At 57.6% G+C, this 15,021-nt stretch carries 16 protein-coding genes; 6 read left to right on the top strand and 10 right to left on the bottom strand.

The window, feature by feature from the left end; genetic code table 11:
• Both ACXJGX_RS12765 and ACXJGX_RS12760 read right to left on the bottom strand, forming a co-directional pair.
• Positions 1 to 1,575 (bottom strand): gamma-glutamyltransferase family protein, encoded by a 1,575-nt coding sequence (locus tag ACXJGX_RS12765; protein WP_474782250.1) that lies wholly within the window; start codon positions 1,573 to 1,575, stop codon positions 1 to 3.
• Positions 1,576 to 1,641: 66 nt separating this feature from the next.
• Positions 1,642 to 1,938, bottom strand: coding sequence for an SH3 domain-containing protein (locus tag ACXJGX_RS12760; RefSeq protein ID WP_474782248.1), 297 nt, complete (start codon positions 1,936 to 1,938; stop codon positions 1,642 to 1,644).
• Between the two features lie 253 nt (positions 1,939 to 2,191).
• Between ACXJGX_RS12760 and ACXJGX_RS12755 the strand changes: the two genes are divergently transcribed.
• The 6 genes from ACXJGX_RS12755 (at position 2,192) to ACXJGX_RS12730 (ending at position 6,314) form a co-directional block, all read left to right on the top strand.
• Positions 2,192 to 2,884: a phosphatidylserine decarboxylase gene (locus ACXJGX_RS12755; protein ID WP_474782246.1), complete on the top strand. Its 693-nt coding sequence runs from the start codon at positions 2,192 to 2,194 to the stop codon at positions 2,882 to 2,884.
• A gap of 3 nt (positions 2,885 to 2,887) precedes the next feature.
• Complete coding sequence (pssA, locus tag ACXJGX_RS12750) at positions 2,888 to 3,643, top strand: CDP-diacylglycerol--serine O-phosphatidyltransferase (RefSeq protein WP_474782244.1); 756 nt, start codon at positions 2,888 to 2,890, stop codon at positions 3,641 to 3,643.
• 4 nt (positions 3,644 to 3,647) lie between these two features.
• Positions 3,648 to 4,271, top strand: coding sequence for a class I SAM-dependent methyltransferase (locus ACXJGX_RS12745; RefSeq protein WP_474782242.1), 624 nt, complete (start codon positions 3,648 to 3,650; stop codon positions 4,269 to 4,271).
• Positions 4,272 to 4,295: 24 nt separating this feature from the next.
• Positions 4,296 to 4,748 (top strand): GAF domain-containing protein, encoded by a 453-nt coding sequence (locus tag ACXJGX_RS12740; protein WP_474782240.1) that lies wholly within the window; start codon positions 4,296 to 4,298, stop codon positions 4,746 to 4,748.
• Positions 4,749 to 4,834: 86 nt separating this feature from the next.
• Positions 4,835 to 5,401 carry a helix-turn-helix domain-containing protein gene (locus ACXJGX_RS12735; RefSeq protein ID WP_474782238.1) on the top strand — a complete coding sequence of 189 codons (567 nt, stop codon included), beginning with the start codon at positions 4,835 to 4,837 and terminating at the stop codon, positions 5,399 to 5,401.
• A gap of 28 nt (positions 5,402 to 5,429) precedes the next feature.
• Positions 5,430 to 6,314, top strand: a complete 885-nt coding sequence (locus ACXJGX_RS12730) for a homocysteine S-methyltransferase family protein (RefSeq protein ID WP_474782236.1) — start codon at positions 5,430 to 5,432, stop codon at positions 6,312 to 6,314.
• Positions 6,315 to 6,482: 168 nt separating this feature from the next.
• On the opposite strand, the gene ACXJGX_RS12725 is transcribed toward ACXJGX_RS12730, so the two are convergent.
• From ACXJGX_RS12725 to ACXJGX_RS12690, 8 genes are all read right to left on the bottom strand, one after another.
• On the bottom strand, positions 6,483 to 7,685 hold the full coding sequence (locus ACXJGX_RS12725; protein WP_474782234.1) for an aminotransferase-like domain-containing protein: 1,203 nt from the start codon (positions 7,683 to 7,685) through the stop codon (positions 6,483 to 6,485).
• Positions 7,686 to 7,799: 114 nt separating this feature from the next.
• Positions 7,800 to 9,149: a S41 family peptidase gene (locus tag ACXJGX_RS12720; protein WP_474782232.1), complete on the bottom strand. Its 1,350-nt coding sequence runs from the start codon at positions 9,147 to 9,149 to the stop codon at positions 7,800 to 7,802.
• Positions 9,150 to 9,163: 14 nt separating this feature from the next.
• Positions 9,164 to 10,240, bottom strand: a complete 1,077-nt coding sequence (locus ACXJGX_RS12715) for a murein hydrolase activator EnvC family protein (RefSeq protein WP_474782230.1) — start codon at positions 10,238 to 10,240, stop codon at positions 9,164 to 9,166.
• Positions 10,237 to 11,751 (bottom strand): 2,3-bisphosphoglycerate-independent phosphoglycerate mutase, encoded by a 1,515-nt coding sequence (gene gpmI, locus ACXJGX_RS12710; protein WP_474782228.1) that lies wholly within the window; start codon positions 11,749 to 11,751, stop codon positions 10,237 to 10,239. Before gpmI ends, ACXJGX_RS12715 begins: the two co-directional genes overlap by 4 nt.
• Before the next feature lie 106 nt (positions 11,752 to 11,857).
• Positions 11,858 to 12,328, bottom strand: a complete 471-nt coding sequence (gene rlmH / locus ACXJGX_RS12705) for a 23S rRNA (pseudouridine(1915)-N(3))-methyltransferase RlmH (protein ID WP_474782226.1) — start codon at positions 12,326 to 12,328, stop codon at positions 11,858 to 11,860.
• A gap of 7 nt (positions 12,329 to 12,335) precedes the next feature.
• Positions 12,336 to 12,683, bottom strand: coding sequence for a ribosome silencing factor (rsfS, locus tag ACXJGX_RS12700; protein WP_474782224.1), 348 nt, complete (start codon positions 12,681 to 12,683; stop codon positions 12,336 to 12,338).
• Positions 12,684 to 12,936: 253 nt separating this feature from the next.
• The gene (locus ACXJGX_RS12695) at positions 12,937 to 13,725 is read right to left on the bottom strand and encodes an exodeoxyribonuclease III (protein ID WP_474782223.1); all 789 of its coding nucleotides are present in this window, start codon (positions 13,723 to 13,725) and stop codon (positions 12,937 to 12,939) included.
• Between the two features lie 180 nt (positions 13,726 to 13,905).
• Complete coding sequence (locus ACXJGX_RS12690) at positions 13,906 to 14,895, bottom strand: asparaginase (protein ID WP_474782221.1); 990 nt, start codon at positions 14,893 to 14,895, stop codon at positions 13,906 to 13,908.
• Positions 14,896 to 15,021 lie beyond the last annotated feature (126 nt).

The raw sequence follows: 15,021 nt of genomic DNA, 5'->3' as shown, positions 1-15,021 counted from the left end.
TCAATACCCGATCGCACAGCCGTCCTTGCGCGGGTCGCTGCCACCTTCCAGTACACCGTCTGCATGGATCATAATTGCTTGTGATCCACCAATAGCCGTATCAGGCGTTTGCGCATTATGGCCCATCTCGCGCAGGGTGGCTTTGACGGCATCGCTATAGCCGTTTTCAACGTTCAGCTTGTCCCCATCCGCAAAACAGCGGGGCGCGTCCATCGCGTCCTGGGGGGACAGGCCAAAGTCGGTGATATTGCTGACAAACCGGGCATGGCCCGTCGATTGATACGCACCGCCCATCACGCCAAACGGCATATAAGGTTTGCCATCTTTCTTGAGCAACCCGGGAATGATCGTGTGCATCGGGCGCTTGTTGCCGCCTGCCTCGTTCGGGTGACCATGGTCTAACGTAAACCCGGCGCCACGGTTCTGGAACAGCACGCCATATTTGTCCGATGCAATTCCCGATCCAAACGAATGGAACACCGAATAAATCAGCGACACGCACATCCGGTCCTTGTCGACGACGGTGATATAGATCGTGTCCTTGTGCACAGATTCAGTCAGCGGGGCCGCCGCAGGCATTGCCTTGGTTGGATCAATCAGCGCGGCAAGTTGGGCTGCGGTTTCAGGCGCCATCATATGGTCAACCCGCGTGGTATGATCCGGGTCCGCGATGAAACGGTTGCGGGCGTCATACGCCAGCTTGGTCGCTTCGGCCTCGATATGGGCGCGTTCGGCACCCCACGGGTCCATCCCCGCGATGTCGAAATGTTTCAGTATATTCAGCAGCAAAATCGCCGTGGCGCCCTGCCCGTTTGGCGGATGTTCATACAGATCAAGGCCGCCATAACCGCCGGAAATCGGATCGGTGTAATCGCAGGCTGTCGCGGCAAAATCATCCAGCGTATGGGTACCACCAAGCGCGTTCAGGCTGATCACCATGTCTTCTGCGACGTCGCCCTCGTAAAACCCGGCGCGGCCGTCCATCGCGATTGCGCGTAACACCCTGGCCTGTCCGGGTGCGCGGAACATCTGGCCCGGCTGCGGCACCTGTCCGTTCAGCAAAAACAGATCACGCGCACGACCTGACAGGTTGGCGGCGCCAAGCACCCAATCCGACGCCACGCGCGGCGCGACGGGTACCCCGGCTTCGGCGTAATGGATCGCAGGGGCAAGCGCAGCCTTCAGGCCCAATTTTCCCCAGTCTTTTGACAGGCGGCAAAAGGCATCAACCGCTCCGGGGACGGTCACCGCGTCGACACTGTAGGGGGCGACCACGGCACCCTTGGCCCGCAGCGCATCCGGATCCAAACCCGCAGGCGCACGGCCCGATCCATTCAGCGCAACAACGCGGTCTTCGCCCGGCGGGGTCAACAAGACAAAACAGTCACCGCCAATACCGGTCATCTGTGGTTCGCAAATACCTAACAAAACTGCACCGGCCAACGCCGCATCAACGGCATTCCCGCCTGCTTCCAACATCTGCACAGCAACCTTTGCGGCCAGCGGATGCGACGTGGCACACATGCCGTTGCTTGCGTAAACGGCCGATCGACCGGGCTTGTGAAAATCGCGCATACTGTCCCCCCAATGTTTTGCGCTACGGTAAGAGATTATTCCGCAAGCGCAATGGGGCCGCGTTGGTTATTGGTCCCAACGCCCCGACAGATAATCCGCCGAAACATAGCCCGTGACACCGGGCGCATCCGCAAGCGAGACCCGGCACCACAACTGGCCCAGTTCTGTCACACAGTCGCGGCGGTTCAGCGCGGTGCCATCCGGCAAGCCTAGCACAACACGGTAACCAAGCCCGGGACCTGCCCTCAGCTTCAGCAGTTCATCCGGCCCCGTGTTTTGAACAACGGTACGATCCCCCGCCAATTCACCACAACTGGCGGCAAATAAGACTGCAAAAATAACCCCAAAAGCACGACTGCCCATGATCCGACCTCATTCGTTTTCTTTTTCAATAGCCCGCTCGCCATACAAATCCTAGCCCGCAGTTCACCCCTGCGCTGTAATCCGCACGGATGGGCGCAGTTGGCAATATTCATTCCTGAATAGCGACGGCTACCGTTCCCGGTATCTGCTGATGTCCGACTCTGGCGTTCATGCGCTGGTATCATATCTTGTTGCGAGCATGGCACCGATCGGGATAGGTAGTGGTTGTTGATAGCAAAAAAGCGATATCTCGATGAAAATGCGCGACACATTCTTAAAGCCTATGCACCCCGAGGGGCGTAAGTTTGTCGCTATCTTCGCCGCCATCACGGTCATTCTCTTTCTCATAGCCTCCTTTTTAGGGTGGATTGGCGTGGGCTTGACGATCTGGTGTTATTACTTTTTCCGCGACCCTGTGCGCGTCACCCCGACACGCGCCGGCCTTATCGTAAGCCCGGCTGATGGCATCGTTTCGCTGATTGAAAAGGCGGTTCCACCTGCCGAACTTGGCATGCCCGATATGGCCCTGACCCGTGTCAGCGTGTTCATGAGCGTCTTTAATTGCCACGTAAACCGTGCCCCTATCGCCGGTAAAATCGCGGCGATCGCCTATCGGCCCGGGAAATTTTTCAATGCGTCGCTGGACAAAGCCAGCGCCGATAACGAACGCAACAGCGTGTGCATTGACATGGCCGATGGCCGGCAGATTGCCGTGGTGCAGATTGCAGGCCTCGTCGCGCGCCGGATTGTGTGTTTTTCAGATCAGGGCGACACATTGCGCACAGGCGAGCGGTTTGGCCTGATCCGCTTTGGCTCGCGTTTAGATGTTTATTTGCCCGATGGCGTGGAACCGATGGTTAATCTTGGTCAGACCATGGTTGCAGGCGAAACCGTCCTTGCCGACCTGACCGCGACCGAAGCCGCACGCCTGACCCGGGCGGACTAACCGATGCCTGAGCCATCAGACACCACCAAACAACACAACATTCGTCTTATCCACCTGCTGCCCAACCTGCTGACAATTTCAGCAATCTGCGCAGGACTGACCGCAATCAGATTTGGTTACGAACACAACTTTGAAATGGCGGTTCGTCTTGTGCTGGCGGCCTGTGTGCTTGATGGTCTGGACGGACGGCTTGCACGTTTAATGAACAGTTCCACCCCTGTCGGTGCCGAACTCGATTCATTGGCTGACTTTGTAAATTTCGGTGTGGCGCCGGTGCTGATTTTGCACAGTTGGGCACTGCAAGATTTACGCAGCACGGGTTGGATCGCAGTCCTGTTTTATGCCATTTGCTGCGTGTTACGCCTTGCACGTTTTAACGTCAGCAGTCGTGCAGACAATGACAAGGCGTCCGGCGAATTTTTTGTCGGCGTTCCGTCACCCGCAGGCGCGATCCTGGTCATGTTGCCGATGGTTTTTTCGTTTGCGGTTGCGGATTTTCCGTTGATGCCACCGATAGTTGTTGCATGTCATATCTGCCTGATCGGTTTACTGATGATCAGTCGAATCCCGACGTATTCATTCAAAAATATGGTAATCGACCGCGCCGACGCCAAGTATTTCCTGCTGGGTGCGTCCGTTTTGGCAGCCGCTTTGCTGACCTATATCTGGGCGACGCTCACCTTGCTGACGCTAGCATATATCAGTTGCCTTGCATGGGCATACCGCACATCCCGCAACGCAAAGAACACCAAAGGATAGTACAGTGGAAATTGATGCCGTCAAAACGTCGTACGCACGGTGGGCGCCTGTCTATGATAAAACATTTGGGGCAATCACAAATGTGGGGCGCCGCGCTGCGGTCGAATTCATCAACGGGCAAAACACCACAAATGTACTAGAGGTCGGTGTTGGCACTGGGCTGGCCTTGCCAATGTACCGCCACGATCTGGCTGTCACGGGCATTGATTTTAGCGACAACATGTTAGCCAAGGCACAATCCAAAGTGCAACAACTTCGCTTAAATCACGTACAAAGTCTGCGGCAGATGGATGCACGCCAGCTTGATTTTTCGGATGCATCATTTTATATCATCGCGGCGATGCACATCATATCGGTTGTGCCCGAACCCGAACGCGTCATGGCCGAAATGGCGCGGGTCTGCAAACCGGGCGGCCTGATCGTCATCACCAATCATTTCGCAAGAGAAACAGGTTTTCTGGCCCGGATCGAACGATTGACTGCACCGTTTGCCAATCTTCTGGGCTGGCATTCGGACTTTGAAATCGGCACCGTTCTCAAGCAGCCCGACCTGACTGTTATTGAACAAAAGTCGCTTCCTCCACTGGGCATGATGACTTTTCTCGTGTTGCAGAAAAAAGAAGCCTGATACCGCCAAAAGGATCCCTGACCAATGCGCGTCGACTACGATACCCTTGCCCAAACTATCGCCGCCCTTACCCACGGCGAAACCGACACCGTTGCGCTGATGGCGACCGTCGCATGCGAAGTTCATCACAGCGACGACCGTTTTGACTGGACTGGATTTTACCGGGTCACGGAACCAGACTTATTAAAAATCGGCCCCTACCAAGGCGGGCATGGCTGCCTGACAATCCCGTTTACACGTGGTGTTTGCGGGGCGGCCGCACGGACCGGTCAGGTCCAGCTTGTTCCCGACGTCGACGCGTTCCCGGGCCATATCGCCTGCGCCACCAGCACCCGGTCCGAATTGGTGTTACCCGTATTTGATCGATCTGGCGCCGTGATAGGTGTGTTCGACATCGACAGCGACCTGCCCGACGCCTTTACGCAAAAGGACGCGGACATGCTAAGCGCGATTCTAAGGGCGACCTTCGGCACCTGAAGCCGCAGATTGATTTGCCCGGCAATTTGCAAGACAGTCGCCCGCGATGCATTCCTTCAATAACCGTAATCTGATGGGGCGACTTTATGCCTGATACCCAAAAAACACTTAAGACGTTGGGCGCCGATATTCGGGCGCTGCGTAAATCGCGTGGCATGACGCTGGCGGACCTCGCGGACCGGATGGGGCGTTCGGTTGGCTGGCTCAGCCAGGTGGAACGGGACATTTCCAGCGCGACAATGTCAGATCTTGCGCTCATGGCTGACCTAATGGATGTCGCGATATCAAGCCTGCTGCAATCCACGACGAACCCGGCCGAAGAAGGCGTGGTTGTGCGCGCCAATGCACGCCGTCCGATCGGCAGCCGCGCTCATGGTCTGACCGAAGGCCTGCTGTCACCAGACCTGACTGACGACTTTGAAGTCATTCACAGTCGGTTCGAACCCCGCTCTGAAATCACAACGCCGATAGCCCGTCCTACCCAAGAAATCGGTTACATCATCACCGGAACCTTCGATATCTGGATCGCGGACCAGCATTTCCGCCTGACCACCGGTGACAGTTTTCGGCTGCGCGGCGACCCCTTTCGCTGGCGCAACCCCGGCGATATACCCTGCGAAATTATCTGGGTCATTTCGCCGCCCGTCTACTGAATCCCGCACCTCATCTAAGGACACGCTCATGACAGATATCACCTTGCTGGATGGCGGTATGGGCCAAGAGCTGGTCCGCCGCTCGGGCGACCGCGCGACGCCGCTTTGGGCGACCCAAGTCATGTTGGACCACCCCGGCATGGTCGCCGACGTCCACCGCGCCTATCGTGACGCGGGCGCGACTGTTGCGACAACCAACACATACGCGATTCATCGGGATCGGTTGGCCGGGACACCATATGCCGACCAATTCCAATCGCTTTATGATCGCGCTCTGACAGAAGCAGAAACAGGCTGCGATGGTGTCGGGCGTATCGCTGGTGCGATTGGTCCGCTTATCGCGTCTTACCGCCCCGATATTCACCCTACGCCCGATGTGGCAATCCCGCTTTATGCCGAAGCCGCAGCACTGATGGCCCCCCGCGTTGATCTGATCCTTTGCGAAACCGTGGCATCCGTGGACCACGCCCGCGCTGTTCTTGCGGGGGCGCTTACAGCGGGCAAACCTGTCTGGCTGGCAGTGACCGTGGACGACACCGATGGCACGCGCCTGCGATCCGGCGAACCTGTCGCCAAGGTGCTTGATGTGGTGCAAGGCGCTGCCGCCTTGCTGGTCAACTGCACCGCCCCCGAAGCCATCCGCGCCACGCTTGATCTATTCGCGCAAGGCGACCTGCCGTTCGGCGCCTACGCCAACGGGTTCACGCAAATCACGAACGACTTTCTGAAGGACAAGCCAACCGTCGACAGCTTGTCCGCACGACAAGACCTGACACCTGCGGCCTATGCCGAACACGCCATGGGGTGGATCGCGCAAGGGGCAACAATTGTCGGCGGGTGTTGCGAAGTGGGTCCATCCCATATCGCCGCATTGGCGGCCGCCATCACCGATGCAGGCCACCGCATCGTTTAAGGCAAATGACGCATTCAGATTTTGGCGACCCGAATTTCACCAATGATGCCCGTCCGCGCAGCCCGCGTGCAGCGTCATCACTGGTGGCATCAGAGGCGGCTTTGTGACGTATCGCCTGGCGAAAAGACGCTGCTATTGCGGACCGCTGGTGTGATTGCGCAGGTGCGGCTAGGCGCGCAGCAACACACCTAACCGTCTGATGCCTTCTTCGATCGTCGCCTCATTCGGCAGCGAATAGTTCAGCCGGATGGTGTTCGCCCCTGACCCGTCCGCATGAAACGCCCGGCCCGGCACAAAGGCCACGCGCTGCGTCTCTAGCGATTTCGCCAGTAATGCCGCGCCGTCCATTCCGTCGGGCAAGGTCAACCAAACAAACATCCCGCCTTCAGGCTTTGTCCATCTGACAGTGCTTGGCATATGGCGCGCAAGCGCGTCCAACATATAATCGCGGCGCTTTTGATAGGTGTCGCGCAATTTTTCCACATGTTCATCAAAAATCGTGGTCGCGACTTTGGCAATCGCGATCTGATTGATTGACGATGAATGCAGATCTGCTGCCTGTTTCATCAACACCAACCGCGATATCACAGGCTTTGCCGCGCAGACCCAACCGACCCGTAAACCGGGGGCCAATGTCTTGGAAAAACTTCCGCAATAGACGGTGCGGCAATCTTCGATGCTGCCCTTGCGGGCGATTTCTAGCGCCAAGATCGGCGGCACCGCCTCTCCGTCAAATCTCAACGACTGATAGGCCGCGTCTTCGATCACGGCGATGTTCAGGTCATCGGCAAGCGCCAAGATGTCTTCGCGCCCGGCGCGATCAATTGTTTCACCCGTCGGGTTCGCAAAATCGACTGAAGCATAGGCGAATTTGACCCGCCCACCATTTTCACCCGCCACCTGCGCATAATCGTCCGGCGCGCGGTTCCCATGCGGTGTAAGACGGTCATAGCGCGGTTCATAGGCGTTAAATGCGCCCAGCGCGCCCATATATGTGGGCCACGTCACCAGCGCGGTATCACCCGGCGATAAAAACAATTTACCAAGATAGTCCAACGCCTGCTGCGACCCGGACGTGATCAGGATGTTGTCACGGGTACAGGGGATACCCAGCTTGGCCATTTGCGCCGCGATCCAGTCACGCAGTGGCGGATACCCTTCGCTCGCGGAATATTGCAGCGCCTCGTTTTGGGTCACCGGGCCAAGCGTTTCGGCAAACGCGTCCTGAAACGCAGCGACCGGAAACAGTTTCGGGTCGGGAATACCACCCGCAAACGAAATGATATCCGGCTGGTCCAGCAGCTTTAAAAGTTCGCGGATTTCAGAAGCCGTCATCCGCGACATCCGCGACGAAAATATTTGATCCCACATGCGCTGATTCTCCACCCGCAACCATGTCGTGGATCATGACAGCGGCGCGAGCTAAGTCAATCTTGCTGACCTAAAATAAAGCCCACCCCAGATGTTCAGGGGTGGGCCAAATACTTAGTTCCCGGACGCCAATGTCGGGCCAAAGGCGTTCAACCCCTTGAGAATATCAATCGCATAAGCAAGCTGATAATCGTCTTCGCGCAGGGCGGCGGCGGCTTCGGCGCGGGCGCGATCCTCTTCGATCTGCTTGACCTCGTCTTCGGTCAGGCTGTCATTGTCCAACGCACCCCGCAACGATGCCTCTGTGCGCGGGTTCATCGCACTTGCCGCGTCTTCGTCTTCCGCGTCAGGTGCACGGCGTGGCTGTTCGACAATGATATCGGGGGAAATGCCGAGCGACTGAATAGAGCGGCCAGACGGCGTATAATACCGCGCTGTCGTCAACCGCATCGCGCCATCCCCGCTGAGCGGAATGATCGTCTGCACAGAGCCTTTGCCAAATGAATTGGTGCCAACGACAATCGCACGACGGTGATCTTGCAATGCCCCCGCGACAATTTCAGACGCTGACGCAGAACCACCGTTAATCAGCAACACAATCGGCTTGCCCTGCGCCAAATCACCGGGGGTGGCGTTAAAACGGTCACCATCGGCGGCCTCGCGACCACGGGTCGACACGATTTCACCGGCATCCAGAAACGCGTCGGATACAAACACTGCTTGGTTCAACAAACCACCGGGGTTGTTGCGCAGATCCAGCACAAAACCGTCGATGTTGTCGATCCCACCTGCCTCGGCGACCTGTTCGTCGATCCCGGCTTGCAGGTTCGGAAATGTTTGTTCGTTAAATGTCGTGATGCGCAACACCACGGCCTTGCCCTCGGTCCGGCTGCGCACGGCGGTCAGTTTGATGGTGTCGCGGATAATCGACACATCAAATGGTTCAACTTCGCCTTCGCGCACGATCGTGATAATGATTTCCGACCCGACAGGGCCGCGCATCAGGTCGACGGCCTCGTCCAAATTCAGGCCCATCACGCTTTCGCCGTCGACGCCGGTGATATAATCACCCGCCAGAATGCCGGCTGCATCCGCAGGCGTGCCGTCCATCGGCGACACGACTTTCACCCAACCTTCTTCTTGGGTGACTTCAATCCCAAGACCGCCAAATTCGCCTGATGTGCTCACACGCATCGCGTTGGCATCGTCGGCAGACAGATAGCTGGAATGTGGGTCAAGCGATGTCAGCATCCCGTTGATCGCGGCTTCGATCAGGTCTTTGTCGTTGACGTCCTGCACGTAATCCGTGCGGATGCGTTCAAAAATATCTCCGAAAAGATCAAGCTGCTCGTAAACGCTGCTTTCAGTCAGCGCCTCTTGCGCAAACAGTGGACCCGCGATTTGGCTGGTCACCAAAAGCCCGAGCGTCGCGCCGCCAACAGCGGCTGTCATCAACTTTTTCATTCCACGTCCTATGTCTATTCCAGCGCAAACCACGCGTCCGGGCTGACCGAACTCTGCCCGTCTCTGACCTCAAGATAAAGGGTCTGCATCGCCACTTCATCAGGATTGGCGCCGATTTCAGTCAAAATACCGTTAACGGTTGTCGCATCTCCACCCATTAACCCCAACGGCGTGCCCGCAGGCACGATTTGCCCCACCTGCCCGAAACTGGTCTCCATGCCGGACAGAATAAACAGTACATCGGCTGTCGGCTCAAGGATCACAACGTTGCCGTCTTCGCGATATGGTCCGGCATAAAGGATCGTGGCCGCGACCGGGGCGGTGACCAAAGCATGCGGTTGCGCCGCAATAAAAAACCCATCGCGCCCCGTTTGGGTCGGCTGAACGATCCCCGCGACCGGCAACGGCAAATTGCCGCTGGGCGTCAGGGTCGCGTCCGCCGCTGGCAAGTTTTCCGACAATCCATCTGCAAACCGCGCCAAGGTTTCGGTGCTGGCCAGCAACAGCGCCGTTTGGGTCGGGTCATCCGCGAATGGCTGCGGCAGATCGCTGCGCGTTGATACCGCCTGCCCCAAAGCGGCGCGCGCATCTTGGACGCCGGTCAACCCGTCCATCAACGACTGCTCTGCCTCGTCACGCAGCGCGCGCAAACCCTGTACCTGCGCCAACTGAAGCCGCAACGCCTCTGCCTGCGCATGAAGCCCCGTACTGACATCCGCCACCAACATTCCAGCCCGCGCAGCATCAATCTGACCGCGCGGTTGACCGTGCAGCGCAGGCTGCGGCGTGGTCGAAATGGTTGAAAGCACGCCCAACAACTGACCCAGCTCGGCGCGGCGCGCCGTCAAATCCCCTGTCAAATCCTGCTCTTCGGCTGTCAGCTGACGCAGCCCCTCACGCAGCGCGCCTAGCCCTGCCTCGTAGGCTTGGACAGTTTCGGTCAGCGCCGCAATCTGGTCACGCGATGCATCCGCCGATCGCAACGCAACCTGTGCGTTCTGCAACTGCGTAATCGCCGCACGCGCCGCCTGATCGGGCGACTGCGCCCAAACAGGCAACGCAAGGCACATGAAAACGACAGTAAGCTTCATTTTTGGATCAGACTGCGCCCGGTCATTTCAGGCGGCAAATCCAAGCCCATCAAATCAAGAACAGTGGGCGCTAAATCCGCCAATCGCCCATCGCGCAACGTGACACCAGCGGGACCACCAACCAACGCCACAGGCACCGGATTCAACGTGTGCGCCGTATGTGGCCCGCCGGTTTCAGGGTCAATCATCGTTTCACAATTGCCGTGGTCCGCCGTGACAATCATCGCACCACCCGCGTCTTTCAGCGCCGCGATAACTTGCCCCAGCCCACGGTCCACTGCTTCACAGGCTTTGATGCCTGCGGCCAGATCGCCGGTGTGGCCGACCATATCAGGGTTGGCATAGTTGGTGACAATCAGATCATACCCCGCACCAATGGCCGCGACAAAAGCATCGGTGACTTCGCCTGACGACATTTCCGGCTGCAAATCATACGTCGCAACCTTGGGGGATTTGGGCATAAAGCGGTCTTCGCCCGGCGCGGGATCCTCGATACCGCCATTCAAAAAGAACGTGACGTGCGGGTATTTCTCGGTCTCGGCAAGCCGGAACTGACGCAAGCCATGCTTGGCCACCCAAGCCCCCAACGTATTCTGAATATCGCGCTTGGGGAACACTGCGTCAAACCACGCGTCATGGCGGTCGGAATAACTGACCATGCCCAAAAGCGCAGCCAACGCAGGCTGCGGACGGACGAAACCATCAAACTCCGGGTCAGCAATCGCCGCCAGAATCTCGCGGGCGCGGTCGGACCTGAAATTCAAACAGAAATACCCGTCATCGTTCCTAAATCCGGTATAATCGCCAATGACAGTCGCCGGAATAAATTCGTCGGTTTTGCCGTCCGCATAGGCTGCATCAATAGCGGCCTGCGGCGTGTCGGCCTTGGCGCCTTGCCCATCGGCCATCGCGTCATAGGCAGTTTTCACGCGATCCCAGCGATTGTCGCGGTCCATCGCGTAATAGCGGCCAATGACCGTGACAATCTGCGCACCGTCGGGCAGACCATCTTGCAAGACCTGCATAAAGTCCTTCGCCGACGAAGGTGCAACATCGCGGCCGTCGGTGATCGCATGGATCACCACGGGGATGCCGGCATCCGCCAATACCTGCGCTGCGGTGACGATATGGTGCACATGGCCATGCACACCACCATCAGAAACCACCCCCATCAAATGGGCGCGGCCACCGCTGGCTTTCATCTTTGCGATAAATGTTTGCAGGTGTTCGGCATCAGGGAATGTGCCATCCTCGATCGCCAGTTCGATCTGTCCCAGATCCATCGCCACCACGCGGCCAGCACCGATATTCGTATGGCCCACCTCGGAATTACCCATCTGCCCACCCGGCAACCCGGCATCGCGCCCATGGGTCAGCAACTGGGCATGGGGCCCTCGCATCACAGCATCAAAATTGGGGGTATTGGCGAGCTTGGGCGCATTGCCCGTCGGATCGTCGCGCAACCCCCAACCATCAAGAATACACAGGACAACAGGTTTTGGGACAGACATCAGATCATCTCCATTTCGGGTGTTGCGCATGGTCTAGCGCAGACGCGCGACAAACAAAACACACTGCACCCTCGCTTTGTATAAAATACTCCCGCCGGAGGCGGCGCTACGCCCGATGATAAGGACCACCCGACAAAATGGACGCGGCACGGTACAATTGCTCGGCCAGCATGACGCGGACCAACATATGCGGCCAGACCATCTTGCCAAAACTCAACGACGCATCGGCCTGGGCGCGCAGATCAGGGTCGATGCCGTCAGCGCCCCCGATGACAAACGCCACATCTTGGCGGCCCTGATCACGCCAGCCACCCAGCATCCGGGCGAAGTCCGGCGATGTCATCAGCTTGCCGCGCTCGTCCATTGTGCAAATCAATGATCCGGGCGGAATGGCGCGCTGCAACAGCGTCGCCTCGGCGGGCATCCCGCCGCCTTTCTTATCCTCTACCTCGATCAATTGCGCCGGACCCAGCGCAAGCGCCCGGCCCGTGCGGTCAAACCGGGTCAGATAATCGTCGTAAAGATCGCGCTCGGGGCCTTGCCGTAACCGGCCCACTGCGCAAATATGGACACGCATCAGACCCCTATACGGTTCCGGGCTGCCACATCTTTTCAAGCTGATAGAATTCACGCACTTCCGGACGGAAGAGATGCACGATAATATCGCCTGTGTCGATCAGAACCCAATCGCCGACATCCTTGCCTTCGATCTTTGACATAACGCCAAACTCTTGCTTCAGACGCTCGGTCAGCTTTTCCGCCATAGCGCTTACCTGACGGGTCGACCGACCTGACGCGATGACCATATAGTCACCCATCTGCGATTTGCCGCGCAGATTGATCTGCACGATATCTTCGCCTTTGTCGTCATCAAGGGATTTCAGAACAGCCGCCAAAAGCGTGTCACTGTTCGCAGATTTAAGAGCACTCATCGCGTGGGCTCCGGCGTGGACCGCATCAGCGGTCGAAGGTGTAAGAGACAGTTCATTGTCCTCCTGAAATGTGCGCCGACATACCCTCGGCGCGAGGGCTACCCTAAAGGTAGCAACACCCCGCACGTTTTTCAACAAATCAGACAAGGCAAGCCGCTCATGTCGCGGATTTACGCAACAGTTGCAAGCGTTGAAAGCGTTCTTGGGCTGATGGGCCGCACGAAATACCCGCGATCAACGATGGTGCATGGGTCTAAATGTCAAATGTCGCAAATACCGGCGCGTGGTCGCTGGGTTGCTCCCATCCTCGCGCAACACGTAACACGCGGCTGCTGTGGCCGGCGTTTTTGATGTCATCGGTGGCCCATATATGGTCCAGGCGGCGACCCTTATCGGCCCCGTCCCAATCTTTGGCGCGGTACGACCACCAGCTATACAATTTTCCTTCGGGGACATCATTGCGGGTCACATCTGCCCACCCGCCCGACGCCATCACATCGGCAAAGTGTTCCACCTCGATCGGTGTGTGGCTAACGACCTTCAGTAGTTTCTTGTGATCCCAGACATCATCTTCTCGCGGCGCGATATTCAAATCACCCACAAGGATCGACTTTTGCGGTCTATCCGCGTGAAATGCATCGCGCATTTCAGTCAGGTAATCCAATTTCTGACCAAACTTCTCATTGACCGTGCGATCAGCCACATCCCCGCCAGCGGGCACATAAAAGTTGTGGATGATCACGCCATTGTCCAACTGCCCCGCAATATGGCGGGCATGACCCAGGCTGGCATAATCATATGCGCCCACCTCTTTGATCGGCAGCTTTGACAAAATCGCGACGCCATTATACCCCTTTTGGCCGCGGGCGACCATGTGGGTGTAGCCAAGGGCCTGAAACTGTTCCAACGGGATATTTTCGACCGGGCTTTTGCATTCCTGCAAGCATAACACATCCGGCGCTTCTTCGCGCATCAGCTTGGCAACGATGCCTTCGCGCAATCGCACCGAATTGATATTCCAAGTCGCAAGGGTAAAGGACATGGCCGCTCCATTTTCGTCTGTCAGTTCCAAAAAGACGCCACACAGGTGCCCACTGCCCCATGTGTGACGCGCAACGCCGACGTGTTCAAGCGCGCGGATCGGTTTCTGCGAAAAAGGCGACCGATGCCTCCGTCAGACCCAGACGAAGGGCATGTCAGACCGGTGTGACCGTATACGCCGTTATCGCAGCGCCGCCGCAGGCCGGATAAACCCGGTCTGCGTACCGCGCCAGTTTTTCTGAATAGGGGTCATCCGCTTGATCGCATCCGGGTGATTTGGGTCCAGCACGCCCAATTTCACCAAAATAGCAGTAATTGCACATTCGCTGGCGCGGGTGGCACCGTCGCGCACCTTTAACGCAATCCCCAACCGTTTTTCCGGCAGGATCGCGACAAACACACCTTCTGCTCCGGTTTTGATCGCAACTTTGCCGCCCATCGCACGCATCAATTCGGTACAGGCACGGGTTTCCCCAGCCACCAGTTCTGGAAAGGCCATCATCGCCTCGCGCAGTTTTACGGCGGCCGTGCTGCGCAAATCAGACCGATCATGGGCGCTGGCGAAAAACGCCATCGACCGGGCCAAACCGTGCAACGTGGAGGCGTGGTTTGGGGCCGAACAGCCATCGATACCATAGCCAGGGCTGGTTTCTTGGGTGGTTTCCTCGAAGGCCGCCTTACCCGCCAATTGCACCGGATGATCCGGCTTTTCGTAATCCGGTCCGCCGCGCAGGTGTTTGTTCAGCGTCAAAAAACCAGCATGCTTGCCCGAACAGTTGTTATGAATCTGGCAAGGTGTTTCATGGGCGCGGATCAATGCATCGCGGGCATCCGTATCACCGGGCACCTGTGACCCACAGCGCAGATCATCATCTGTCAAATCCAGATCACGCAGCCATGCGGCCACCCGGTCGGTATGAATGGCGGCACCATTATGGGACGCACACGACAGCGCCAACTGTTCCTGGGTCAGATGCGCACCCGCACCCGATTCCAAAAGCGGCAGGGCTTGGATCATTTTACACGACGACCGTGGGAAAATGACGGCCTCTGGATTGCCCCAAGCTTTCACAATCTCGCCAGATCCATCACAGATCACCGCATGGCCCTGATGCACACATTCCAGCAGATCGCCCCGCCAAACTTCAACCAAATCAACCGGGTTCGTCATTCTTTTGCCTTTTTGGATCGTTTATGTGATTGCATTAGCGCGCCGAACAGCGTTTTGGGGGCTTTCCCCGCACTGTGCTTTTTTGTTAGACATAAGGGTATCGGGTTAATACAGGTCATGCCACCA

This window comes from Yoonia sp. SWMV100 (assembly GCF_056108365.1).
The sequence above is the reverse complement of the archived record's forward strand: the minus strand, read 5'-3'. Positions and strand labels throughout refer to the sequence as shown.